Here is a 26,080-nt window from a genome sequence, read left to right as displayed (position 1 = left end):
ATAATATAATGATTTAATAATATAGCTCATTTACCTTAGAACGGTAGTGATTCACATATAGGGGGCAATTTATTATGAATATAGCAATATACTCGAGAAAATCTAAATTCACCGGACAAGGAGAATCAGTTGAAAATCAAATAACGATTTGTAGGGAATACATCGAGAAACACTTTGAAAAAGCTGAGATTAATGTATATGAAGATGAAGGATTTTCTGGTGGAGATACTGACCGTCCACAATTTCAAAGGCTAATCAAAGAAGCTCGGGCTAAAAGGTTTGATGTCTTAATCTGCTATAGACTGGATCGTATCAGTAGAAATATATCTAACTTTGCAAGAACTATAGAAATGTTGGAAAACAATAACATCTCTTTTGTATCTGTTAAAGAACAGTTTGATACCGCTACTCCCATGGGACGTGCCATGCTTTATATTGCATCTGTCTTTGCTCAATTAGAGAGAGAAACCATCGCTGAGCGCATCAGAGACAATATGCTACAGTTAGCTCGTACAGGTAGGTGGTTAGGAGGTAACACTCCCACTGGGTTTGAATCTGAATCCATTATCTATATGGATACCGCCATGAAGGAAAAGAAAATGTTTAAGCTCTCTCCCATTGATGAAGAATTGACCTTGGTTACATTATTATTCGATAAATATCTAGAATTTAAGTCCCTTAGTAAATTAGAAACTTACTTAATTCAAAATGATCTAACAACTAAAACAGGAAAGTGTTTTCAAAAACACTCTTTACGCACAATCCTAACCAATCCTGTGTATGCTCAAACCGATGGAGCCCTATATGCATATTTTTCATCTAATGGAGCCCAAATTGCCAACGAGAAGTCAGAATGGACTGGACAACATGGGGCTATGGTCTATAACAAGAATCTAGTGAAAAAAGGGAAGTCGGTTAAACGAAAGGATATGTCTGAATGGATTGTTGCTATCGGTAAACATAAAGGAATTATAGATGGCAGAGAATGGATCCAGGTACAGCATATGATGCATATAAACAAAGACAAAGCCCCTAGACAAGGAACTTCTCATACTGCCCTACTGTCAGGATTGATTCGATGTGCTGGTTGCGGGTCCTTTATGGGGATTAAGTATGGTCAAGTTAGCAAAGAAACCGGTAAAAGGATATATTACTATGTTTGTAACAATAAAAACATTTCCCGAGGCGTAAAATGCAAATGTCCTAATCTACAAGGGATGAAAGTAGATAAAGGAATTATGGAAGAGCTGAAGGTACTGTTAGCTAATGATGTGCTTAAATCTTTAGATCAGTACAATGTGAATATTAATACGAAGAAACTAGAAGTTAAGGAACTACAAAATAAAATCCATAACAAACATAAGGCCATCGATAATTTAGTGAAACAGCTATCTAAATCAGATGATGAGTTTGTATCTGATTATATTTTGAATGAAATAAAGCGACTCATACAAGCAAACAAAGTGCTTTCTCAAGAGCTTGAAAATGATCACAAGGAAATACAATTACTAAATATTGATTTGTTGAAAATGCCCTCTGTAGGTTTTTCTGAAATAGTCGATGGGACTCTCTATGAAAGTAAACGTAATTTTATTAACGGTATTATTGAGAAGATTGTATGGGATGGCGAAAGTCTTGATATACATCTGTTGAACATATAGCACTTTGGGAGCATAGCTTTTTCTATACACCGTGCAGCATAGGTTGCTAGTCTCGTTCCTTTACCTCGATTGAATGTGGTAATTGCCTTAATTAAACCAATTGTCCCTATAGAAATCAAATCATCAGCGTCTCTATTTACATTACTATACTTTTTGACAACATGGGCAACCAACCTTAAATTCCTTTCAACTAAGATATTTCTGGCTTCCTCGTCTCCTTGTTCATATCTTTCTAAATACATTGCTTCTTCTTCCGGGCTTAATGGTTGTGGAAAAGAAGTGTTACTTGAGATATACGACACAAAAAATAACAAAGGTTTTGCAATCATAGGTAGTCCACTGGCAATTACTGTCCACATAGCACCATCTCCTCCCTAAAAACCTATATACTAGGTCACTTTAAATAATATGTTTGAAGATCATAAGATGTGCATGTACTTAACGCATTGGTATAAGCCATCCTTGGCTTTATTTCTATATATTGTCCACTTTAATACCCCACCAAGAGCATTTCTTCAAGAATCTCTCTAAAAATAGGTACGGCTACAGCACCACCTGAACCTCCATTTTCAATCAATACTGTAATCGCATATTGTGGTGTATTTAGTGGATAATATCCTGTAAACCATGCATGTAATTGGTCTTCTCCTCTGTTTCTAGCCTGAGCTGTTCCAGTTTTTCCTGCTGTATCGTACCTCAGTTCATTACTTCTCCCGCCAGTCCCCTCTGCCATTACCATTGCCATCATATTTTGTAACTCCATAGTGATTTCTTGATCAATTACTGTGCTTTCTGGTGCATGTTGTCTCTTTACTGCTTCTATTGTGCCATATTGATCATCTATTATTTCGTCTACAATAAATAATGGTTTTTTAACGCCACTATTAGCAATAATTTGAGTCATTTGATTTATTTGAAGCGGTGTGACCTCTATCTCACCTTGACCAATTGATATATTCCCGATTACGGGACCTAAAAGCCCATCACCTAGTGGTAAATTGCCCTGAGTCTCTTCTAATCCAATGCCAACTTTTTCATTTAATCCTAATTGTTTTGCCATCTCTATGATATTTCCAGCACCTAACCTTTGTCCCATTTGAATAAAAACAGAGTTGCATGACTTCGCAAAGGCATCTTCAAACTTTATTTCACCATGTCCTCCCTGATTATATGAGGTGCAGCGAATAATGGACTCTCCTACTTGTTCAAACCCTTTGCAAAAAAATGTTTCATTAAAATCTAATTTATTTTGTCTCAATGCTTCTGCAGCTATCACTATTTTAAAGATAGATCCTGGTGGGAATGCCATTTGAGTAGCTCGATTATACAGTTCATCGCCTTGGCTGTTGATATGTGCTGTAATCTCATTGGGGTTAAAATTAGGTCTACTGCTCATACCTAAAATCTCTCCAGTTTGGACGTTTGACACAATGATAGCACCTTCTCGATTCTGTTGATCCATGATTTCTTCTATTATTTTTTGAACTTGATAGTCAATGGTTAATTTGACATGCTGACTTAAACCTGGCTGTTTTAAAATTCCAATTCCTTCCCCTGGTAAAAGACGCTTTTTTCCATCTACAATAATATTTAGCGCCTTACTACCCATACTATATAAATATTCATCTAAAGCCTTTTCTAACCCTGTGAGCCCCCTATGATCTATTTCATGAGTATATCCAACCACATGTGCTAACATAGGACTATCCTTATACCTAAACTCTTTATCTACAATAAACACACCCATTCTGTTAAGGCCATGTCTCTCTTCCCAGTTGACTTCTACATCAATTGGAATAACCAGCGGTTGATTTTTGGTGCTCAATTGTTCTAGCATATCAGCACTATTAATTTCAGTTATTTTTTCAATCTTACTTAAAGTATTAGGATTACCTTCTAATACTTGAGGAATAATCACTGCCACGGCTTGTCGTTCTTGTCCTGTCAGAGGAATAAAATTTCGGTCTAGTATTGTCCCTCTCCCCGTATCCAGAGCAATTGATACACTACGTTGTCTGTTGACCTCCGTGGTATAAAGATCATGTTTAAACCATTGAATGTAAAATAGTCTCATCAGTAATAAAACTAAGCACAGCGTCGCCAGCAGACCTATGCACCATAATCTTTTTATATAAACACTTTCTATTTTTCCTAATTTTTGATTTACCCTAGACATGAAAAGAACCCCCTTACCCATTTTTTATATTATTACCAAATGATTTTGGGGGTATTCAATATGCTTTTTCTATTAGGATCGCTCCTGGATAATGGTTTTGATCTTTGCCACCATAATATCTATGGCCACTTGATTGTCTCCACCTTCTGGAATAATGATATTGGCATACCTTTTATTCGGTTCAACAAACTGTAAATGTGCAGGCCTTACTGTTGTCAGATATTGTTGGATTACAGAGGTCAGAGTTCTGCCTCTCTCCTCCATATCCCTTCGAATCCGCCTTATAATTCTCACATCAGCATCTGTATCCACAAAAATTTTAATGTCTAACATATCTCGAAGGGCTGGATCATCTAAAATCATAATTCCCTCTAAGATCATAATGTCTCTAGGTTCAATCACTTCAAATTCCTTTTTTCTCGTATGTCTTTCAAAGTCATAGATCGGTTTCTCTATCGTTTTATTTTGTGCCAGTAGCATCAAATGTTCTGTTAAAAGTGCTGTATCAAATGCTAGAGGATGATCATAGTTTGTTTTCACTCTTTCTTCAAGCGCTAGATGACTTTGGTCCCGATAATAAGAGTCTTGCTCAATAATGGCAATGTTTTTTTCTGGTAAACTTTCAAAGATAGCCCGAGCTACCGTACTCTTTCCCGAACCAGTTCCACCTGTAATCCCAATGAATATGGGCCTATTCATCCTCTCCACCTGCTCTTTCTTTTCGTAAAATATAGTTTTCCGCTACTTTTTCTGTCATCTTCATTTTAATGATTTGTTGAGGGTGAGGAGCTACTTCCAGTGGTTCATCATGTTCATCCCACATTTGTTCTATTTTCATTTTAATTAAGATTTCCTTAGGTCCAATAATTTCGATTTCATCTCCCAAGAAAAAGCGATTACGTTGTTCAACAGTTGCAATTTGGCTGATAGGGTCATACTTGTTTATGAGCCCAATAAAATCATATCCTCTTATATAGGATTTATTCCCATAAATATGCTCATTTCGACCAGGTTTATCAAGATAAAATCCAGTTGTGAAGTCTCGATGACTCGCCTTTTTAATTTCCTCCAACCATTCTTCTTGAAACTCCCAATCTTGTGGATTCTCATAATAACGGTCGATTGCAGTTCGATATGCTCTCAGCACTGTGGCAACATAATAGGTTGTTTTCATTCGCCCTTCAATTTTCAAGCTTGTAATTCCCGACTCAATAATTTCAGGAATGTACTCAATCATACATAAATCCTTTGAGTTCATAAAATATGTGCCTCTTTCGTCTTCATAAATAGGCATGTACTCTCCTGGTCTTGTCTCCTCTACCAAATGATATTTCCATCTGCAGGGCTGAGCACATTCCCCTCTATTAGCATCTCTATTTGCCATATAGTTACTTAATAAGCATCTCCCTGAGTAAGACATACACATGGCACCATGCACAAAGGCTTCTAGTTCAACTTCAGCCGGTATCTTTTCTTTAATTTCTTTAATTTCAGTAAAATTTAATTCTCTGGCTAACACCACGCGACTTGCACCTAACTTATACCAAAAGTTAACAGTCTCGTAGTTAACACTGTTGGCTTGTGTGCTAATATGGACCTCCATATTGGGTACTGTTTCTTTCACAATCATAAATGTCCCGGGGTCAGAAACAATAATGGCATCGATCCCTACTTTATCTAGTTCTATTAAATATTCATGTAGACCCTTTAGATCTTCATTATGAGGAATAATGTTAGCCGTTACAAAAACCTTTACACCATGTTCATGGGCAAAATCCACCCCTTCTTTTAATTCTTCTAGTGTAAAGTTTTTAGCGGCTGCTCTTAAGCCAAAAATCTGCCCACCCACATAGATAGCATCCGCTCCGTAAATGACAGCAATTTTTAACCGCTCTAAATCTCCAGCAGGTGCCAATAATTCAACTTTGTTCATTTTCGTACCTCCTACTATTTCTTCTTATAGCTAATTGTCACGCCGTCACCTATGGGAATGATGCTGGTTTCTAATTGTTCATGATGGCAAATGTATTGTAGATAATCTCTCATCCGATTCACAATTGTTCGTTTACTCCGTTGAACTAACTCATCATTAGCTATCATTCCGTGAAACAATATATTATCAGATATCAAAATACCGCCTACCTTAAGTAACCGAATACAGTCGTTGAAAAATTCCTTATACTGTCCCTTGGCACCATCTAAAAAAATAATATCATATTGGCCATCAAGAAACTTCAAGGCCTCTTGTGCATCATCCTGAATGATTCTAATATTCTTTTCTAGCCCAGATCGTATAATATTACGGTTTGCCTGTTCAATCATTTTTTCATTTCTCTCTATTGTTGTCACTTGGCCATCTTCTCCCATGGCATGACAAAAAAGAATTGCCGAATATGCAATGGCAGTTCCTACTTCTAAAATTCGTTGGGCCTTAGTGGCCTTGATTGTTACTTTCAAAAATGCAGCTACCTCTTTATGTACAATGGGTACACTATGCTCTTCTGCATATATTTCCAGCTCTTTTAGTAATCCACTATGCTCTGGCAGTAGTTGGTGAATGTAGTCTTCAACATGGGAAGTGGTAATTTGACTCACTACGAAACAACTCCTTCAATCATAAATTAATACGTGGTGAACACCACGTATTAATTTTGCTCACTTTTGTCTTTGGTATATTGCTAAAGACTCATACTAAATTGAGTCTCATTTTTTACTTTCCCAACAATCTTAACTTATATTATATTATCAAAAGATAGTTTTTACAAGTTTCATGAATTTCATGATCTTTTTGACAAAAAAACAAAATATATACATCAGTTATCTTTGGCTATTTTTCTAAAATGACATGATTAAAGGCACAAGAATAGGCACCAATGAAGAGAGTACAACACCTGTAATAAAGGAGACAACCGCAACATTTGCATTGGTTGATTCCGAAATAATGGGTAGGGTTACATCCATAGCAGTGGCTCCTGCTGGTGCAATGGATTCTAACATACCAACATACTTTGCAATGATGGGAATTGTCAGCAAGGCAAGCACTTCTCTTGTTATATTTGTTAAAAAGGCCAATGTACCTAGCTGGGCACTATGCTTGGAGAGCTCGATAGCAGACAATGAATACCAACCAAATCCTGCGCCAATGGCCCCTGCCTCCTGTAAAGGTATTCCTAAGAATCCTCCAGCAACCATTGCTCCTAATATGCTTCCCACAGCAACCATGGCTGGAATCAATAACACCTTGAATCCTATTTTTTTCATTTTATCATACAAGTTTCCTTGTCTACCGATATCAATGCCTACAAAAAATAGCAGCAGGGAAAGCCCTACATCAATTAGCAGGCCCATATATGCTGTAAATTCTTGTGGAAGGAAGAATCGTCCAGTGAAGATGCCAACTAATACTGCCATGAGAATTTTAATGGTCATGACCCACCTCTTCACCTTTCTGGCCCACATCAATTCGTTTTGACACAAGCCTTACACCAATGACACTGAATATAATCGAAGAAACAGCTAATAAAACTGCCTGAAAACCAATTACACCAAAGGAAGCAATGATGTCCCTATCTAGCCCAATATTAATCCCCATAATGAATAATAAAAACAGTAACGCTACATTTTGTAACTTACTTAATTTTTCAAGAGATTGTTCAGATAATAACTTCTTATATCCCACCGTTGCTCCTAATACTAAAATAATCAAGTAAAACAAAATATTCACCTAGATCTCCCCCCTGGGTTTCTATTTTTATGAATAAACGCATTTTTACCTCTATGTATCATAAAACCACTCCCCCTAAAGAGAGTGGCTATGGTTTAAACTTCCATTATCACTGGTAAAATCATTGGTCTACGTTTGGTTTTTTCGTAAAGTAATTCCTTTAAGCTATCTCTTATGGCACTTTTTAAAACTGCCCATTCTCTAATATTTTGTTGCTCGCAGCCATCTAATGCTTTTCTGACTACTTTCTTTGCATCATCTATAAGGACTTCAGACTCTCGTACATAAACGAAGCCCCTTGAAATGATATCTGGACCTGCGGCAATTTTTCCAGTTTCCTTAGAAATTGTGACGACAACTACCATGAGACCATCCTCAGCTAAATGCTTTCGATCTCGTAATACAATATTCCCCACATCACCTACACCTAAGCCATCCACAAGCACTCTTCCTGAAGGAACAGAACCTGCTAATTTAGCATGGTCCTTAGTGAACTCCACTACAGAACCATTTTGGATTACAAATACATTTTCACTCTTCATTCCTAGTTTTTCAGCTAGTTTCCCATGTTGTCTTAAATGTCTAGGCTCTCCATGAACAGGAATAAAGTATTGAGGATTAGCCAGTCTATGCATCAACTTTAATTCCTCTTGGCATGCATGTCCAGAAACATGAACCTCTGCTAAGCTTTCATAAATCACTTCAGCACCCTTTTCAAAAAGCTGATTAATGACCTTTGTCACAGATTTCTCATTTCCAGGAATCGGTGTCGCTGAGAATACAACTAAATCCCCAGCTTTAATATCAAGCTTTCTATGCTCAGAGCTTGCCATTCTTGATAGAGCTGCCATAGGCTCTCCTTGACTTCCTGTTGTTAAAATTGCCAGTTGATGATCTTCATATTGGTCCATCTCATTAATATCAATGATTAGGCCCTCTGGTACGTTTAAGGCGCCTACCTCTTGGGCAACAGCGATGATATTGATCATACTTCTACCAGAAGTGACTACTTTTCGACTGTGTTTATGTGCTGCATCGATAATTTGCTGTACTCGATGTACATTTGATGCAAATGTAGCTACAATAATTCTTTTTTTGGCCTTACTGAATATATTTTCAAAAGTAGCTCCTACGCTTTTTTCAGACATAGTTGACCCAGCACGCTCAACATTCGTACTGTCTGCTAACATGACAAGTACTCCTTTTTTACCTAGCTCTGCAATCCTATGCAAGTCAATAAACTGACCATCAATGGGGGTATAATCAATCTTAAAGTCTCCCGTATGAAAGATAATACCCAATGAAGTATGCACGGCAATAGCGTATGCATCTGGAATACTATGACATGATTGAATAAATTCTACATCAAAGACACCTAAGTTAATCATGTCTCCCGCATTAACCCTTTGTAAATGAACCTCAGGAATCTTATGTTCCTTTAATTTGTTTTCTACTAAGCCCAGTGTTAACCGACTTCCGTATACAGGTACATTAATTTTTTTGAGCACATAAGGTAGTGCACCAATATGATCTTCATGTCCGTGGGTTAATACAATCCCCTTAATCTTTTCTTTGTTCTTAATTAAAAAAGTAATGTCTGGAATAACGATATCAATTCCTAACATTTCGTCTTCTGGAAAACTGAGACCACAGTCTATAATTAATATTTCATCCTTGTATTCAATTGCAGTCATGTTTCTCCCGATCTCGCTTAATCCTCCTAGAGGTATGATTCTAATTTTGGTTGGTTTTCTTCCCAATATTTCTCTCTCCTTTTACAATAATGTTTTGTTTGTCATCTATTTAGTTAAAACTTTATTTTCCGCACTAAACATACATTAACTATTTTACCATATTTATGCGCTACATAGAAGTAATAAGTCTTTAATTTCATATCTACCTTATATGTATTTAATTTCATATCTACCTTATATGTATTTTAACCTAAATAGTCTATTTTTAATATAAAAACCTTGCAGTATTCTGCAAGGTTAATCACATTTAGAACAAATACCAAAAAACTTTACCTTATGATCTTTTATAACAAAATTATAGCATTTTTCTATTTCCGCTTCCAAGTGATCTAGTAAATCTATATCTACTTCAATGATGGTTCCACAGCTTTGGCAAATCAAGTGATGATGCTGATGGTCATCTTCATGTGTATTGAGTTCATACCTGATACAGCCATCATCTAGATTCAATTTGGAGATGACATTCATATCATCCAATAATTGTAGCGTTCTGTAGACGGTAGCCAAGCCGATTTCTGGACATTTTTCTTTTACTAAATCATATATCTCTTCTGTATTCAAATGCTTTCCTTGGGTTTGCATAATGATGTCTAATGTTGCTCTTCTTTGTGGCGTCAGCTTATACCCTCGTTCTTTTAATCTTTCTTTCAAAGAATCCATTAGATTTTCCATTTCTTCACCTTCGCTTCTCAAATAATAATTCTTTTCAAGTAATATTATAGACAACCTTCATATAAATGTCAACGTTTTTCTAAATTTTTCTAATTAATATCACTAAAATATTTCTAACTCATCATTGATAGCAATATAATCTTCTGTGACAATACAGTTATAAGCATAAAATTCTACCCCTGCCTTTTTTGCTTCTGTAACCGCCTGTTGAAATTGTGGATCCATCTCTTTATTCGGAGTGAATCTGACTGCATCTTCTCTTTGCACAATGAAGAATACCGCCCCTCGTATGTTTTGCTTCACAGCTTCAGTTAACTCTCTTACATGCCGTGTTCCTCGTTCTGTTGGTGCATCTGGGAAAGAAGCCAATTCACCTTCTTTAACTAATGTGACACATTTAGCTTCTATTAGTACAAGTTCTTTTTCTTCATTGATTAGGGCTAAGTCCAGTCTACTTTTCCCATAGGTTACTTCTCGTTTCACTTCATTGAATTTATCAAAAGCAACAATCTCTTTATTTATGAATCCTTGGTATAACAAGCGATTAGGAAGCTTAGAATCAATTGAGACCAGTATCCCCTTGTGGTAGACCATCAGTAAATCATAATTCGTTTTCCTATGTGGTTCATTTACCCGCCTCAGTAATACCTCTGCTCCAGGAGTCAAAAGCTCCTTCATCCTGCCAGTATTAGCCACATGAACGACTACTAACTGGCTTCCCACCTTTACTTCCGCTATAAAGCGATTGACTCTTTTTTGAAATGTGCCTCTAATCTTCTCTCCTTCTATGTAAATTTTCATAAATATCACCTTCTTTTGTTATACTAATACTAGTTTTAATTATAGAAATAATTGTTTTCACCCAATATATTTTAATAGCAAGTAGAGGAGGATCCCTTTGCGAAAGACACATCTAATTATTTATCATGTAATCCACGGTCTATTTCTAGGGTTTGTCATTGGACTGACCATTTCAATCATTGCATATGAATATGTACCAGAAATCTATGGTTATTTTCATCCCGCAAAAATTTATCCCGTTATCTCTATTCTTGTGGGGATTATTGCATTCATCAAGGGAATGAAAAACCATGCAGGACTTCTCTCTTTTATATTCTCTACAGTTGGTACAATCCTCATCCCTATTTTTATGATTTCATTTTTGTATTACTTATTTGGAACAGACTTATTTCTCTCTCTGGCACCACAGATCTTTTTGCTAGGGCTAGGTATTAAAGGCATTACCATGGAGACAGGCAGTATTTTGCTCATTGTCATATTCATAGGCGGACTTTTCTTTTCTTATTTATCTAGTCGAACAATCAATAAAAAAAGGAGATGGACCTGGTAAAGTCCATCTCTCATTTTTATTGTAAAAGGTCTTCATCTGTTAGTGCATCATAGGCGGCCAAAACATTTTCATACTCTTCATCGTCTTCAATTGCGACTAAAGTATACTCATCATCACCTTCGTGGACGATCTTAAATGCATATGCATCTTCATCTTCTTCGCTTAAAGGTGCTAAAATTGCATATTCACTTTCTTCTACCTCTAAGGTCATAATCACCTCAAAATCCTGTTCTTTACCTTCCTCATCAACTAATGTTACTATATTTTCTCTTTCTTCCATCATAAACGCTCCTTTCGTGTAATTGATCTATTATATTTTAGTATATACGAATGAGATTAAAATTAAAACCCCATGAATACCCATTTTTATGTTCCCTATGACTTGACCACTTGAAAACTCCTTATTTAGATATGCTATCTAAATATCCTTGTAAAATATGAACCGCAGCTAACTTATCAATGACTTGCTTGCGCTTTTTTCTACTGACATCTGCTCCAATCAAGAACTTTTCTGCTGCCACAGTAGATAGTCTTTCATCCCAAGTAACAACCTCTAATTTAAAGCGTTTTTCTAACCGCTCTACAAATAATAACACTTTTTCTCCTTGAGGTCCAATGGTTCCGTTCATATTTTTAGGAAGTCCTACTAAAATTTTCTTAACTTCATATTGTGCAATTAGTTCTTCAAGCCTTTGTAAATCTTTCTTGATGCTTATCCGCTGAATGGTTTCCACTCCCTGTGCTGTCCATCCCATCAAATCACTGATAGCAATCCCAATTGTACGATCCCCAACATCCAAGCCTATTATTCTATTCATATACTTCCTCCTATACTACTTTTATACAAAACTGCGGACAGTATTTAGAACAGTAACCACAGAGAACACATTTCCTGTGATCCACTACTACCTGATCCTTTTCAATCCGTAATGCCCCATGTCCACAGGCCTCTACACATTTACCGCATGCCTCACACCAATGGGCAATACGCAATTGCCTCTTTTTATTCATCACCTTTGTTAATAGGTCTTTATCAACTGGCTTGTGGTTAAAAACAAGACAATTCATATCAATTTCTTCAATACTTTGCATTCCCACGGCGATGGAATCCAGATAAGGTATGTTTAGTACAAAATCGAAGCATTCTTCAAAGTTCTTGAGTAGGTTACCACCCCCAAGAGGCTTCATTGCATAAATTCCCTTTCCTAATTGACGGGCTTGTTCAAGATATGTTAGCATTTCTTCTATTGTTCCGTCCTGTATTCCAAGGCCATTGAGATTGACAATAGGGTGCAAAACTTCAATCTCCTTTATGTGTAAACTTGACTTCACCGCAGCTATTGTATGGGTAGAGATCCCTACTGCTCGTATTAAACCCTTATCTTTCATTTTGAAAAAGTACTTTAATGCTTCTTCATGTCCCCTTAATGTATGTTCACTTTCTTGCTCATGTAACATGAAAACATCTATGTAGTCTGTTCCAAGCTCCTTTAGTGCCTTATTTAAGCTTGCCTCTGCCGTCTCCTTAGAGTAGGCATATGATTTTGTAGATAAAACAATTTTTTTTCTATCGAAGGCTTTTAATGCTTCTTTAATGTGGGCATAGCTTTCGTATAATTCAGCTGTATCAATAAAATTAATACCACGTTCAAAACCATGAAGCAATAAATTGCCACCGTCTTTAGGGGTTAAATTAGCTTGCAAGGGTCCCATGGTCAAACTACCAAAACAAAGACGAGACACCTTCAGCTGTGTCTCACCAAGTTCTCTCATCTCCATAAACACCACTCCAATTTTATCAGCATACCACACTGTTGATTTTTCAAAAATGATCAAAATTCATAATTAAATAAAGCATTGATGTGGTGAGAAATATAACACTTGTAGCCGCAGCCACAACCCCCGAGTCATTGACAAGAAACCCAATGGCACAGGCCATTAATATGCCACTCCATCCTTTTGAAATATTAGGATATTCCATGGCTGTTTTTTTAATCATGCCCACTGGTTTATAAAATAAAATTCCTAATATGATCACTGATAACAAAAGCACTCTACTCCAAAAAGTAACTCCCATAATCCTTATGTTCATCAGGACCTTTCTAGAAATAATCTCAATGACAACAGCTGGACCTCTAGCAATAACTTGTTCAATTGCCCCAGCAAGATGAGACTGACTCTCTATCATAAAAAGATCAATAATTGCGAGTAAAGAAACGACTCCTATAACAGTAATACCAATATAAATGAACTTCTTAAAGGTAACCCTTTGATTTGAAAGTCTAAAGGAAGTAAAGAAGAAGGCAAAAACTGCAGTAATTGTTCCTCCCACATTAGCCCCAAGGGTGGGAAAGCCAATAATGCCTACGGAAATTAAATAAAACAACATAATGTTATAGGAATGAACTTTATATCGTTCAACCATTGATGTTGTAAATAATAGAATACTTCCGATCAATATTCCCATATATTCGTTGCCAATTCCATAATATCTAGCACCAATAATGGGATCATATCCAAATAAAGATTGCTTAATTAAGTTTTGCCCTAGTATAATATCCAATAATAGTCCGAATACAATTAATCCAGTACTATAAATCAGCATGTTTAAGGGATTTTTCTTAGAAATAATCTGCAAAGTAGTTACCAATGCAAAAGTAATAATAATCAACAGTAGATATGTAGTTGTTAAAGACAACACACCAAGTAAGGGTAAAACCAAAAGTGTGAAGGGTGCCACAATTGCAGAAACTAAGGAAAAATTAATATATGCTTTCAACTTACTAGAAAGTTTTTCTCTAAAAATGATATACAGTAATGCCAAAACTGATACAATCATTTGATAAATTGCAAAAGTATGTAACACCCTGTATCTAAATTGAGATGTATTGACAACCTGTCTATTTAAATCAGTAATATAATCTAATGAATCTTCATGTTGTTGATTAATCAAGACTTTGCCAGCCATTTCATTGGATTGTAATTCAAAATACGATAAAATCGTTGAAGCGATATCTACATTCCCTAGAATCCCAAGTCTCCTGGTTGTCTCAGACCATAAGACGCCCCTATTTTCTCCATCATAAAGAATGATAGGTGTCAAACGATCTCCTCTCCTGGCCGCGTCATCAGAAGGATAAGGGGCGATAATCATCACTTGTGCCATATCCCCCTCTATCCAGTTCATTAGATCCTCTATAAAAGCATCTACATCATTTAACATAGCTTGTCTATGTAGAACATACATTTTTTCATTTAAGTTATCTCTGTATCTTTCTAGTCGTGTTATTTCTCCAGCTTCGACGACAATAAAGTTAGCCTGTCCATAGACCTCTTTAAAGTCTTCCAACAGCTTTGAAAAATCGGTTCTGATTCCAAAGGGTCTTGTATCATCCTCAATATTCAACAAGGCGCCTACATTTCCATAGTCAATATAACCACTTCGATCCATGGCAATTAAACCAGCTGATCGCAGTTCAGCATCATTTGTATCACTATTGCCTACTACAGCTGTTTTATATCCATTATCTCTTAAATGCCCTCCTAGCAGTCCGGGAATGGCACCGTATTCACCCTGATTGTTTTGTCGGATCAATTGATTGATAAATGGGTTGATTACACCCCCATTATCAATTAAATACACTCCGGTTCTACGCTGGTACTTAGCAGCAACCTCATCATTTGCATTTTGAAAAAAAGAAGTTGAGTAGGTTGCTTCTCCACGGGTTCCCATTCCAAGGGTAGCATATGATTTATACTCATTATTGCTTCCCGATGCCCTGGTATTCATTAAACCAACATAGCTTTTTTCCATCATTTCCTGGATGAAATCCATTTGTTGTAGATCATCATAGGTCACCCGATTGACCACAATCATAATTACTTTCTGATTGGGCAAACCAGTTTCTAAGAATTGACTTTCTACCTTTGCAAAACTAAAAATTATATTCATATATAGTATGATGAAAACAGTAATCACAACAAATGTTTTCCTCTTCAAGTGCACTCGCTCCTATTGGTTTGTTAAGTATGACTTTAGTAATTCTTCTAGCAATTCATCTCTTTCTATTTTTCTAATTAAGCTTCTTGCATCATTATGATTTGTAATATAAGTTGGATCTCCTGATAAAATATAGCCTACAAATTGATTTGTGGGATTGTAGCCTTTTTCTTGTAGTGCCTGAAAAACAGTTAGTATAATATCTCTAGCTTGCTCTTCTTTCTCCTTATCTAAACTGAATTTCATTGTTAAATTTATTTTTTCAGTCATCTCTATTCCCCTTTCAACTGATTTGATTGATTTAGTTTTATTTTACCATATTATTCTCGTATCTCCAATGAATTAAATAATCAATAAGAGCATGGAAACCATGCCCTTATTATTTTAACCATTTAATTGATTTTTCAACAATCCCTTAACAATTGACAGGGCCGATTGGATTTTTTCAGGATTTTTTCCGCCAGCTTGTGCCATATCCGGTCTGCCTCCACCGCCGCCTCCTGCAATTTTAGCTACTTCTCTTATCATATTACCCGAATGAACTCCTTTTTCCACAACGTCCTTTGTAGCGGTCACAAAGAAGCTTGCTTTATCGTTGCTTTCTGCTCCTAATGCAATGACTCCAGAGCCAATTTTTTGTTTAAGTGAATCTCCAATATTTCTTAGGTCCTCCATGCTTTGTTCTCCAAAGTGATGAACAAGAAGATTTGTCCCTTCAATGACCTCAATCTGATTTAGAATTTCATCAATGGATTGGTTTGCTAGTTTGCTTTTTAATTGTTGAAGCTCCTTGTCTTTTTCCTTTGTTTCTTTTAATAGTTCTTCTACCCTTTTAGTTAATTGCTCACCTTTGGTTTTCAATAAGCTTTCTATGTCTTGAATTAATCCTTGTTCCCGCTTAATATGATGATAGGCTTCTTGTCCAGTTACTGCCTCTATTCGTCTGACTCCGGCTGCAACACCAGTCTCACTTAAGATTAGGAATGTTCCAATTTCACTACTATTTTTAACATGGGTTCCTCCACACAATTCAACACTATAATCCCCTGTTTTGACAACCCGTACATCATCTCCATACTTTTCGCCGAACAATGCCATAGCGCCCATCTTTTTTGCTTCTTCTAAGGATGCCTCTACAGTGTCAACGTTTAATGCATTCAGTATCTCTTGATTCACTTCTAATTCCACCTTAGATAAATCTGCTGAAGAAAGCCCTTCAAAGTGAGAGAAGTCAAATCTTAATTTTTCAGGAGTCACAAGAGATCCTGCCTGCTCCACATGCTCTCCTATAATTCCTTTTAATGCCTTGTGTAAAAGATGGGTAGCAGTATGATTTCTTTCAGTATTATGTCTTGGTTCTTTATCTACTTCTCCTTGTATAGAGTCACCTACTTGTAATATTCCTCTTAGAATTTTAATGTATTGATGAATACGTTGATTTTTGCCTTGTTTTGTATCTAATACTTGACCCTCAAATTCATCCTTAAAAATATGACCTATATCCCCTATTTGTCCACCACTTTCTGGGTAGAAAGGTGTTTTATCTAAAACAATCACAACTTCTTTTCCTGCTGAAGTTAAGTTAACCGATTGATTTTCTTCAATAATCGCCAACACTTTCCCTTCAGCTCTTAGGGTTTCATATCCTTTAAATGACGTTTGAATGTTTTTATCTAGGGCGTCAAATGCATCTTCCTTCCAGCCTTCGGTGTCTCCCCCAGATCTTGCTTTCCTTGCACGATTTCTTTGCTTTTCCATCTCAGATTCAAATTCACTCTCATCAACAGTCATTTCTCTTTCTTCTAAAATTTCCTTAGTTAGATCCAAAGGAAAGCCATAGGTATCATAAAGCTTAAAAGCATATGTACCATTCAACATGTTTTCAGATTTTCCTATCATTTCTTCAATATGCTGGTTTAAAATCTCCAGTCCTTGGTGAATCGTCTCTTGAAATCGATCCTCTTCTACTTGAATGATTTTTTTAATATAATCTTTTTTCTCAACAAGTTCAGAATATGCCCCTCCATATGTTTCTGTAACAGTATCCATTAATTCATATAAAAAGCTTTTAGACACACCCAATAGCTTACCGTGTCTGGCCGCTCTTCTCAATAGCCTTCTTAATACATATCCTCTTCCTTCATTACTTGGTAAAATGCCATCTCCAATCATGAAAGTAATTGAACGCAGGTGATCTGTAATAATTCGTAGAGATATATTTGTCTTAACATCTTTATTATATTGTGTATTTGTTGCTGTACATACGCTATTTAAAATATGTTTCATGGTATCCACTTCAAAAATTGAATCCACATCCTGCATAATGCAGGCAACTCTTTCAAGGCCCATCCCAGTATCGATGTTTGGATTGGGTAGCAGGTTGTAATTACCAGCTTCATCCTTATCAAATTGAGTAAATACATGATTCCAGAACTCTACAAAACGATCACAATCACATCCCGGTTTACAATCATCATGACCACAGCTGTATTTATCACCTCTATCAAAGTACAGTTCTGAGCAAGGACCACAAGGACCCACTCCAATTTCCCAAAAATTATCTTCTTTCCCTAAGCGCACAATTCTTTCCTTAGGCATCTTTATTTGATTTTCCCATATCCCATAGGCTTCATCATCTTCTTCATATACAGAGGCCCATATCTTATCCTCTGGCATTTCTAAGTATTTAGTTGCGAACTCCCATCCCCACTGGATAGACTCCGTTTTAAAATAGTCTCCAAATGCAAAACTTCCTAACATTTCAAAAAAGGTTGCATGTCGAGAAGTCTTCCCTACATTTTCTATGTCCCCAGTACGAATACATTTCTGACACGTTGCCATTCTTTTACTAGGGGGCGTTTCCACACCTGAAAAATAATTTTTTAACGGTGCCATGCCAGCATTAATCAACAGTAAACTTTTGTCGTTATGAGGTACAAGTGGATAGCTTGATTGTACATAATGCTCTTTTTCTTCATAGAAGTCTAAAAACAATTTTCTAATTTCATTTAATCCCATTTTTTTCATTTTAATCGTATCCTCCTTAGTTAAACTACAAAAATGCAAAAAACTCCCATCCATACATCATATAGTAGGGACGAGAGTTATATTCTCGCGGTACCACCCTAATTACCGTTTGATACGGCCGCTCAGGAAAACCTTTAAGATAACGGATTAACCGATAACCTCTACTCTTATTGTTCAAGGTTATAGCTTAGAGACTGCTTCATATCATCTATCTAGGAGCCTCTCAGCCTAGTGCTCCCTTTCTGTAAGAATCGAATAACATTACTCCTTCTCATCATCGCTTATTGTCATTTTTTATTAGAATTATATAGAAAATCATCAATTTTGTCAACATTTAAGAAATTTTAGTCACATGACTGATTAAATGTTTTCCCAGTACTTTAATGGTTCCTGCAACGGGGACTGCAATTAATAGTCCTACAATTCCTAAAAACCGTCCTCCCACAAGGAGTGCCAAAATAACTAATACCGGATGTAGTCCCACGCTTTTTCCTACTATTTTAGGTGCTAATATGGCGCTCTCAATTTGTTGAATCACAGTAAAGACAACCACCACCCAAATTGCTTTGATTGGACCATCCAACAATGCAAATAAGACACCAGGAACAATTCCAACTACAGGACCAAAGTAGGGTACAATATTTGCAATTCCTGCAATCAATCCAACTAATACAGCAAATTCTACTCGTAAAACCAATAATGATATCATTGTTAAAATCCCAACAAACCCTGCAACAATCAGTTGCCCTCGAATAAACCCACCAAGTACACTGTCTACATCCTTTGCAATATGCATTACATTCTTTCTAAGATATCTAGGGATTAATAAAATAATCGCTTTTTTAAACCCCTTTGCATCCTTTAAAAAGTAAAAAACCAATATAGGTATCAGTACTAGGTTTACAAGTCTTGAAAATAAACCTAAAAGCGTGCTGGTAAATGAGCTGGCAATACCAAATACAATCTCTTGAATACGATCAATATTAAGTCTTAGTAGTTCCTTTACTGACTCAAATTCCGTTGGTAAACTTTCGAGGTTCTGATTGTACCTTAGATATAGATTATGAAGATGCTCGTAGGAGTCATTACTATACTGGGGTAAAAACGCCATTAAGTTCCTTACTTCCTCTGTTATTCTAGGTACTAGTGTTAGGGAGAGAATTAATATCATACAGGAGATAAATAAGTAGACAAGTAAGACCCCCCACATTCTGTCAATACCCTTGACCTGTAAGTAATGAATCAGCGGATTCAATATATATGCAATGACAATGGCAATTATAAATGGAGATAAAATTTCCATTAACAAAACTCTAATTTGAAACAATAATAATAATAGAGTAAAGAGGAAGAGTCCCAATACTAAAAAGAATAATTGCTTACGACCCACATTAACCTTCTGCCTATCATCAACATAGTGATTCCCGATATGGATTAAGTAATATAATAAAAAGATCAGTAGAGCAAAAACAATGAATTGAGTTAAAAATGAAATTAATCTAGTAAATTCGCCTCCCTGTGCAATACTCCTGAAACCTGTTGAAATAACTTCAATTGCATTTTCACCCATATTGAACCCCCAATCATGCTAATATTAATTGTGTTTGGCACTATGTTACCATATATTTCTTGAAAATAAAATTAAATTTTTATTAATAAAAGCAGCCTAAGCTGCTTTTATTAAAACATATTCATTCCTTTAACAACATTTGACGCTTTTTTCATCATTCTATTTCTTTGACGCATAAGTCTCCTTCTATCGCCATTATTCATCTGAGTGACAGCATACATGCCTATTGTTGCTCCAATTAGACTTCCTGTAACAAGACCTGTCATCATGTTTCTATTCATTATATTCACTCCTTTCCAGTTGCATTATTATTTTTTGTTAATTAGGTGGTTCTATACCAAGTAATTTTTTCAATCCACCGCTATTGTGGCTGATTGAACGAATATCCTCACTATTAAATATGATGTTGTGTTTTTCCAGTTTGATCTTTTCATTTAAAGGCAGAATGGCATATCCATTGATTAGATCATCAAAATAGCCTTCACTCACCAATAAAGCCATTATTTTTCCTGTCTTTTTATTAATAACCGTATCTTTAACAACTCCCATTAAATCCTTGCTTTCGTTATATATCTCAAACCCAATTACATGAATCACCTTTTTTAAAGCACTTTCTAGAGTAGGCATTTGAAAATGATGTATGATATCATTTTCAGAATATATTTCCAATCCTTTTTGGGTTATGTTTTTGATTCTTTTGTAAAAAATATATTTATCTTCCTCTTTTTTATTTTCAATATTATATAGCTGAAATGCCCCTAATTCTAATTTCCGATTCAAATATAGATTCCTTTTCACTCTATATCCAGTTAAATGGCCATTTGATTTCATCAATGCCTGATCTATCAATTCGCTTCCTTTAACCATGGCAATCCCTCTTTTCACCGTTCTATTACTATTTTGAATCGAAGTCAAAAAAATAATGCAGGGAATCCCTGCATTATTGGTCATTATTAATTAATTTTATCATTATTTTCTTTTTATTCCTCCTCAATGTCGTCATGATGGTCATGATCGTCATTAGGATTGAAATCATCTAAATCTTCATAATGCAGATTGTTTTTTTGAGCATAATCATAAATAGCTGCTTTAACGGCTTGCTCAGCCAATACAGAACAATGCATCTTCACAGGTGGCAATCCATCTAATGCCTCAGCAACTGCCTTATTTGTAAGCTGTAGTACTTCCTTTACTGTTTTCCCTTGTATCATTTCAGTTGCCATACTAGAAGTAGCAATGGCAGAGCCGCATCCGAATGTTTTGAATTTCACATCGGTTATCATATCATTATCTATTTTTAAATACATTTTCATAATATCGCCACACTTAGGATTTCCAACCTGTCCTACACCATCAGCATTTTCAATTTCTCCTACATTTCTAGGATTCGTAAAGTGGTCCATTACCTTTTCACTATACATTTTCAATTCCTCCCTTTATCTTTTCATATAACGGAGACATCGCTCTTAATCGAGTCACAATTGGTGGTAATTTTTCTAAAACATAATCAATCTCTTCTTCTGTGTTAAAGTCCCCTAATGATAGTCTTAGGGATCCATGGGCAAGTTCATGGGTAAGTCCGATATTCATCAGTACATGAGATGGATCTAAGGACCCAGAAGTGCATGCTGAACCACTGGAAGCTGCAATCCCTACCAGGTCTAAGCTTAGTAGTAATGATTCACCTTCAATAAATTCAATCGATACATTTACATTTCCCGGTAATCTTTGACTCGGATGTCCATTTAACCTTACATATGGGATTGTTTCCATTATTCCATTGATCATTTTATCTCTTAATCTAATCATAGTCAACTGATGTTCCTCTAATCCTTCATAAGCTAATAGTGCTGCTTTTCCAAAACCAACAATTCCAGGTACATTTTCAGTCCCTGCTCTTCTCTTTTTCTCTTGGGCTCCACCATGTATGAGGGGATCTATTTTGGTGCCTTTACGAATATAGAGAGCACCTACCCCTTTGGGTCCATATAATTTATGAGCTGAAATAGACATTAAGTCAATTCCTAAGTCCTGTACATCAATGGGTATATTTCCATATGCCTGTACCCCATCGGTATGAAAAAGTACACCTCGCTCTTTAGCAATCTGACCAATTTCTTTAATTGATTGTACAGTTCCAATTTCATTGTTTGCATACATAATTGTAATTAAAATTGTGTCACTTGTAATTGATTGTTTCAATTGTTCTAAGTTAATCAAACCATACTGATCTACATCTAGATAAGTTACTTGAAAGCCTTGCTTTTCCAAGTACTCACAAGCGTGTAAAACCGCATGATGTTCTATTTTAGAAGTAATAATATGTTTCCCTTTATTTTGCAAAGCATAGGCGACACCCTTGATTGCCCAATTATCCGCCTCAGTTCCCCCACCAGTAAAAAATATCTCATTTGCACCTGCATTCAACGTTTTAGCTAGTCGATCTCTGGCTGTGTCTACAGCTTTTTTTGATGTGCGACCAAAAGCATGAATACTTGAAGGATTTCCGTAGTCTAAAGTGAAATAAGGTAGCATTTCATCTAATATTTCCTTTTTCATAGGTGACGTCCCTGAATAATCTAAGTAAACATTTTCTTTCATGTAATCCTCTCCTTAATTGTATTTGTCATATGTTCAACTATTAAATATAAAACATGTAATTGTCTTTATTGTTTAATTTATGATAATCATCCACCATATCTTGCAGAGTAATGTTATCAATCACATCACTAATACTGACTCTAATTTTTTCCCAAATCACTCTGGTCACACAATAGTCAGCCCGAGCACATGCCGTTGGATCTTCTTCTAGTACACATTCCGAAGGACCCAATGGACCTTCCAGTACCCGAATAATTTCTCCCACCACAACCTTATCAGGAGAATTTGCTAACATATATCCTCCCTGGGCTCCTCTTACACTTTTCACTAGACCAGCCTTTCTTAAACTTGCAATTAACTGCTCTAAATAATGATCTGAAATCTTTTGTCTTTCTGCAATATGTTTAAGAGGTATTGGTCCCTCACCTTGATGAATGGCCAGATCAAACATTGCTTTAAGACCATATCTTCCTTTAGTTGAAAGTTTCATATCCTTCCTCCCTTTCAATCCCAAGTGAATCAGTTGGAATTCATAATAATTATATTATACCCCAGTATTTTTGTCAACATTCACCAATGAATTTAATTTTTTTGTGATTTTAATCCTCATTCACATGGATTTATGCCCAAAATAAAAGAGATAAGACAGCTTCTTATCTCTTTAAAATATATTCTTCTAAAGCTTCTTCCCATGGCCTGAATTGAAACGGAGAATGATTTGCTAATGTAAGATTAGTGGGATATAAAGCTTTTTTATTTAATTGCGCTGCCGAAACGTTTTCTAATCTTATATTGAGGTTTTTTATCTTGCAAATTTTTAGCGCCATTTCATACCAAGTACATGAACCCGAATTTACAAAATGATAGATACCATATTTTTTAATGCTATTTTCAGATAATAGACGATTAATCCCCAGGGCTAAATCTTTCGTATATGTACATGATCCTCTTTGATCTCCTATTACTTTAAATATAGAATTACTTGTGGGTAAATTCAACACGGTATTGATAAAGCTAGTTTGTCTTTCCCCAAAAATCCTTGCGGTTCTTATAATAAAGTGTTTCTGCAAATTCTTTTCCACCTCGTGTTCTCCAAAGTACTTAGACCACCCATAAATGTTAATGGGTTTCGGTGGATCCTTCTCGTTATATGATGATGATTTCTCACCACTAAAAACAAAATCACTACTGATATAAACCATCTTCGCTCCAATACCAGCACATATACTTGCAACCATTCCTGCCCCATGGGCATTCACGATGAAAGCATCATCTGATCTCAATTCACAAGCTTCTACATCATTAAATTCGGCTGCGTAAATCACAACTCCTGGTACAATTTCTTTCAATGTCTTATTAACACGTTCGAAGCTTTCAATATCTACATTTTCAATTTCTAGCAAATATGTTTTAAATGGGCTAAGCACTTTAAGCTGTGCAGTCAATTCATGACCTAGTGTTCCCTTGCCTCCTACAATACAAACCTTCACCCTGATCACCTCCATTGGTTAAAGTAGAACCTTGACAATTTCTTATTTTTGTAAATAATGATCATCGGTTTCTCTATTAAACCCATTGTATGTGCATAATGTACTGGTTATGATACATAATGCTAAATTGATTTCTATGGGGTAGAAAATTCAACTATTTTCCTTTGCTATATCATGCAATATGTCCATCTAAAGCCTCCGGGATCTTTATATGGGTAGCTACCCATATATTACATACATATATATTGTCGAAATTTGTTGAAATTATAACTCACTTCCTATATTATATTGACAAACCCTTATCAACCCTTAAATATTAAAGGAGGAAATGTAAATGAGTAAGCAACTTTATAAAAAATTGGTAATACCAACTGTTATGGCGACGTTATTGCTATCTGCAACAACAGCTAGTGCTTATACAGTAGATCGTTCTTCTTATGGTCAAAGGTTTGTATTTAACGTCAACTCAACTCAACAATTATCACAGTATGGTACAAGCTATCGGTTTAGGCTTCCCTTTCTAACCTTCAACCCACAAAATTTCAATAGAGAAACAACTGAAAAAGCAGTCCCTACTCCTGTGGAACAAGCGGAAAAGGATATTCAACCTACGAAAGACACGACTCCAACTCCGCAACAAGAAGTAGTAAAAGAGACGCCAGCACCAACTCCAGCACCACAACCAACTCCACAACCGGCTCCACAGCCAGTTCCTCCGGCGACTCCAAATATAAATGTAGGAAACACTTCTAATGCCAGACATTCCTTAACACAGTCTGAAATTCAATTAGTTGAATATGTTAATCAAGCTAGAAAAGATGCAGGTCTTACGGCATTAGTTATTGATGTAGACTTATCCTATGTAGCTAGGGTTAAATCACAGGATATGCATGATAACCAATACTTCTCTCATACATCACCAACATATGGTTCTCCATTTGATATGATGCGTCATTTTGGCATTAGCTATAGAGCAGCAGCAGAAAACATAGCGAGAACATCAAGTGTTCAGTCAGCCCACAATGGGTTCATGAACTCCGAAGGCCATCGCAAGAATATATTGAACCCTAACTTGACTCATATTGGTATTGGTATCTACAACGGATACTATACACAAATGTTTATCAGCAAATAGGGGAAAAAAGTACATTTAATCAATCCGTTCCATAAGAAACTCAAAAAACTGCCCTTTGGCAGTTTTTTGAGTTTCTCCATTATTTTGGTGTCAAATCCTTAGAATAATTCATCCTCTGGAATGTCTTGGAGCTGCCGTGGAAAAAACTCTGGAAATGGTTCTTGATCAAAATCATCACAAATCGCATCAGGTGCAAACTCTTCACAATCCGGGGGCTCTGGACAGAATCCAAAGGCTGGCACAAACAATTGTACTCTTCCTACAACCTTAACAATGATAAATGTTCCCACTGCAAATACCAATTCTTCACCATCTTGGATTGGCTGATTCAATAATTGGGAAGCTGTTTCAATTACAATTTCAAAAGCAAACTCGTCTCTGGCTTGTGGAATGAATATCACAATATCCTTCTGAATTTCTGGTAGTTGCCCCACAATTGGTGTAATCACTCCTGTCTTAATATCTCGTACATGCAGTACAAATGTGATTAAAACTCTAAATCTTACTCTACTAAAATGTGGCCTATGAGGAATCGGGGTGATGACCAGGGTTTGATCTATGATTTCCCCTGGATTAAATGTAATGTCTACAAGCTCAAGTTTCCCACATTGAGGTACACTCACCCTGATGTCTTCAAAGCATTCCCGTTGCTGGCAATGGGCATACACTTTATCGACTATAATGCATTCAGCTATAAGGTCAGAAAATTTGTGATCTAGTGATACCGTCGCCCCTGGACTTAAATCAAAGTTATTTTCCATCATTTTACCTCCTATACTAAGATAACTTTCTATACAGTATTAATATATGAAGCGATCAAAATTGTGTTACAAATATGTATGAAGTGTTCTGCTTTTCATTTTATTTTCCCCCTTAATAATTACTAATAAATGTGCTGATCTTATCATAATATGAAGTA

The 26,080-nt window shown here is 36.0% G+C and carries 27 protein-coding genes and 1 other annotated feature; of the genes, 3 read left to right on the top strand and 24 right to left on the bottom strand.

The genetic code is table 11. The features are described 5' to 3' along the window. Positions 1 to 74 precede the first annotated feature (74 nt). A complete protein-coding gene (locus AMET_RS12225) occupies positions 75 to 1,661 on the top strand; it encodes a recombinase family protein (protein WP_012063604.1) in 1,587 nt (528 codons plus the stop codon). Here the strand turns inward: AMET_RS12225 and AMET_RS12220 are convergent. The 10 genes from AMET_RS12220 to sfsA all read right to left on the bottom strand — a co-directional run bounded on the left by AMET_RS12220 (position 1,571) and on the right by sfsA (position 10,788). After that, positions 1,571 to 2,020, bottom strand: coding sequence for a sigma factor (locus tag AMET_RS12220; RefSeq protein WP_012063603.1), 450 nt, complete (start codon positions 2,018 to 2,020; stop codon positions 1,571 to 1,573). The genes AMET_RS12225 and AMET_RS12220 overlap by 91 nt on opposite strands. Before the next feature lie 131 nt (positions 2,021 to 2,151). Next, positions 2,152 to 3,837, bottom strand: a complete 1,686-nt coding sequence (locus AMET_RS12215; RefSeq protein WP_012063602.1) for a peptidoglycan D,D-transpeptidase FtsI family protein — start codon at positions 3,835 to 3,837, stop codon at positions 2,152 to 2,154. Between the two features lie 72 nt (positions 3,838 to 3,909). Beyond that, positions 3,910 to 4,536 carry a uridine kinase gene (gene udk, locus AMET_RS12210; RefSeq protein WP_012063601.1) on the bottom strand — a complete coding sequence of 209 codons (627 nt, stop codon included), beginning with the start codon at positions 4,534 to 4,536 and terminating at the stop codon, positions 3,910 to 3,912. Then, the gene (locus AMET_RS12205) at positions 4,529 to 5,770 is read right to left on the bottom strand and encodes a peptidase U32 family protein (RefSeq protein ID WP_012063600.1); all 1,242 of its coding nucleotides are present in this window, start codon (positions 5,768 to 5,770) and stop codon (positions 4,529 to 4,531) included. The genes udk and AMET_RS12205 overlap by 8 nt, the downstream gene beginning before the upstream one ends. A 14-nt stretch (positions 5,771 to 5,784) precedes the next feature. Continuing rightward, the gene (locus AMET_RS12200) at positions 5,785 to 6,432 is read right to left on the bottom strand and encodes an O-methyltransferase (protein WP_012063599.1); all 648 of its coding nucleotides are present in this window, start codon (positions 6,430 to 6,432) and stop codon (positions 5,785 to 5,787) included. A 240-nt stretch (positions 6,433 to 6,672) separates the two neighbouring features. Next, positions 6,673 to 7,266, bottom strand: a complete 594-nt coding sequence (locus tag AMET_RS12195; protein WP_012063598.1) for a lysine exporter LysO family protein — start codon at positions 7,264 to 7,266, stop codon at positions 6,673 to 6,675. After that, entirely contained in the window at positions 7,256 to 7,561 is a 306-nt protein-coding gene (locus AMET_RS12190) for a LysO family transporter (RefSeq protein WP_012063597.1), read from the bottom strand. Before AMET_RS12190 ends, AMET_RS12195 begins: the two co-directional genes overlap by 11 nt. A 95-nt stretch (positions 7,562 to 7,656) precedes the next feature. Continuing rightward, the gene (locus AMET_RS12185) at positions 7,657 to 9,321 is read right to left on the bottom strand and encodes a ribonuclease J (protein WP_012063596.1); all 1,665 of its coding nucleotides are present in this window, start codon (positions 9,319 to 9,321) and stop codon (positions 7,657 to 7,659) included. Between the two features lie 231 nt (positions 9,322 to 9,552). After that, entirely contained in the window at positions 9,553 to 9,987 is a 435-nt protein-coding gene (locus AMET_RS12180; RefSeq protein WP_012063595.1) for a Fur family transcriptional regulator, read from the bottom strand. 102 nt (positions 9,988 to 10,089) lie between these two features. Then, a complete protein-coding gene (gene sfsA, locus AMET_RS12175; RefSeq protein WP_012063594.1) occupies positions 10,090 to 10,788 on the bottom strand; it encodes a DNA/RNA nuclease SfsA in 699 nt (232 codons plus the stop codon). Between the two features lie 97 nt (positions 10,789 to 10,885). On the opposite strand from sfsA, the gene AMET_RS12170 reads away from it, so the two are divergent. After that, the gene (locus tag AMET_RS12170) at positions 10,886 to 11,338 is read left to right on the top strand and encodes a hypothetical protein (RefSeq protein WP_012063593.1); all 453 of its coding nucleotides are present in this window, start codon (positions 10,886 to 10,888) and stop codon (positions 11,336 to 11,338) included. A gap of 16 nt (positions 11,339 to 11,354) precedes the next feature. Here the strand turns inward: AMET_RS12170 and AMET_RS12165 are convergent, their stop codons facing one another. The 13 genes from AMET_RS12165 to AMET_RS12110 form a co-directional block, all read right to left on the bottom strand. Further along, positions 11,355 to 11,621: a DUF1292 domain-containing protein gene (locus tag AMET_RS12165; RefSeq protein ID WP_012063592.1), complete on the bottom strand. Its 267-nt coding sequence runs from the start codon at positions 11,619 to 11,621 to the stop codon at positions 11,355 to 11,357. 118 nt (positions 11,622 to 11,739) lie between these two features. Continuing rightward, entirely contained in the window at positions 11,740 to 12,156 is a 417-nt protein-coding gene (ruvX, locus tag AMET_RS12160) for a Holliday junction resolvase RuvX (RefSeq protein WP_012063591.1), read from the bottom strand. A gap of 10 nt (positions 12,157 to 12,166) precedes the next feature. Further along, complete coding sequence (locus AMET_RS12155) at positions 12,167 to 13,117, bottom strand: aldo/keto reductase (protein WP_012063590.1); 951 nt, start codon at positions 13,115 to 13,117, stop codon at positions 12,167 to 12,169. Between the two features lie 43 nt (positions 13,118 to 13,160). Beyond that, positions 13,161 to 15,344 carry a hypothetical protein gene (locus AMET_RS12150; RefSeq protein WP_408626375.1) on the bottom strand — a complete coding sequence of 728 codons (2,184 nt, stop codon included), beginning with the start codon at positions 15,342 to 15,344 and terminating at the stop codon, positions 13,161 to 13,163. A gap of 6 nt (positions 15,345 to 15,350) precedes the next feature. Beyond that, positions 15,351 to 15,608, bottom strand: a complete 258-nt coding sequence (locus AMET_RS12145; protein ID WP_012063588.1) for an IreB family regulatory phosphoprotein — start codon at positions 15,606 to 15,608, stop codon at positions 15,351 to 15,353. A 114-nt stretch (positions 15,609 to 15,722) separates the two neighbouring features. Beyond that, positions 15,723 to 18,365: an alanine--tRNA ligase gene (gene alaS, locus AMET_RS12140; RefSeq protein WP_041720751.1), complete on the bottom strand. Its 2,643-nt coding sequence runs from the start codon at positions 18,363 to 18,365 to the stop codon at positions 15,723 to 15,725. 63 nt (positions 18,366 to 18,428) lie between these two features. Continuing rightward, positions 18,429 to 18,652 (bottom strand) — a binding site (T-box leader). A 47-nt stretch (positions 18,653 to 18,699) separates the two neighbouring features. Further along, the gene (locus tag AMET_RS12135) at positions 18,700 to 19,935 is read right to left on the bottom strand and encodes an AI-2E family transporter (protein WP_012063586.1); all 1,236 of its coding nucleotides are present in this window, start codon (positions 19,933 to 19,935) and stop codon (positions 18,700 to 18,702) included. Positions 19,936 to 20,045: 110 nt separating this feature from the next. Next, a complete protein-coding gene (locus AMET_RS25375; protein WP_085938808.1) occupies positions 20,046 to 20,216 on the bottom strand; it encodes a hypothetical protein in 171 nt (56 codons plus the stop codon). A 37-nt stretch (positions 20,217 to 20,253) separates the two neighbouring features. Continuing rightward, positions 20,254 to 20,886 (bottom strand): PRC-barrel domain-containing protein, encoded by a 633-nt coding sequence (locus AMET_RS12130; RefSeq protein ID WP_041720749.1) that lies wholly within the window; start codon positions 20,884 to 20,886, stop codon positions 20,254 to 20,256. 29 nt (positions 20,887 to 20,915) lie between these two features. Next, positions 20,916 to 21,356: a Fe-S cluster assembly scaffold protein NifU gene (gene nifU, locus AMET_RS12125; RefSeq protein ID WP_012063583.1), complete on the bottom strand. Its 441-nt coding sequence runs from the start codon at positions 21,354 to 21,356 to the stop codon at positions 20,916 to 20,918. Further along, a complete protein-coding gene (nifS, locus tag AMET_RS12120; protein ID WP_012063582.1) occupies positions 21,349 to 22,536 on the bottom strand; it encodes a cysteine desulfurase NifS in 1,188 nt (395 codons plus the stop codon). The genes nifU and nifS overlap by 8 nt, the downstream gene beginning before the upstream one ends. 40 nt (positions 22,537 to 22,576) lie before the next feature. Then, positions 22,577 to 23,026, bottom strand: coding sequence for an RrF2 family transcriptional regulator (locus tag AMET_RS12115; RefSeq protein ID WP_012063581.1), 450 nt, complete (start codon positions 23,024 to 23,026; stop codon positions 22,577 to 22,579). A 163-nt stretch (positions 23,027 to 23,189) separates the two neighbouring features. Next, positions 23,190 to 24,026, bottom strand: coding sequence for an SDR family oxidoreductase (locus tag AMET_RS12110; RefSeq protein ID WP_012063580.1), 837 nt, complete (start codon positions 24,024 to 24,026; stop codon positions 23,190 to 23,192). A 334-nt stretch (positions 24,027 to 24,360) separates the two neighbouring features. On the opposite strand from AMET_RS12110, the gene AMET_RS12105 reads away from it, so the two are divergent. Next, positions 24,361 to 25,161, top strand: a complete 801-nt coding sequence (locus AMET_RS12105; RefSeq protein ID WP_012063579.1) for a CAP domain-containing protein — start codon at positions 24,361 to 24,363, stop codon at positions 25,159 to 25,161. A 98-nt stretch (positions 25,162 to 25,259) separates the two neighbouring features. Here the strand turns inward: AMET_RS12105 and AMET_RS12100 are convergent, their stop codons facing one another. Beyond that, positions 25,260 to 25,925, bottom strand: a complete 666-nt coding sequence (locus AMET_RS12100) for a hypothetical protein (RefSeq protein WP_242661284.1) — start codon at positions 25,923 to 25,925, stop codon at positions 25,260 to 25,262. Between the last annotated feature and the right edge of the window lie 155 nt (positions 25,926 to 26,080).

Origin of the sequence: Alkaliphilus metalliredigens QYMF, assembly GCF_000016985.1 — a bacterium.
Classification (GTDB): domain Bacteria; phylum Bacillota; class Clostridia; order Peptostreptococcales; family Natronincolaceae; genus Alkaliphilus_A; species Alkaliphilus_A metalliredigens.
The sequence above is the reverse complement of the archived record's forward strand: the minus strand, read 5'-3'. Positions and strand labels throughout refer to the sequence as shown.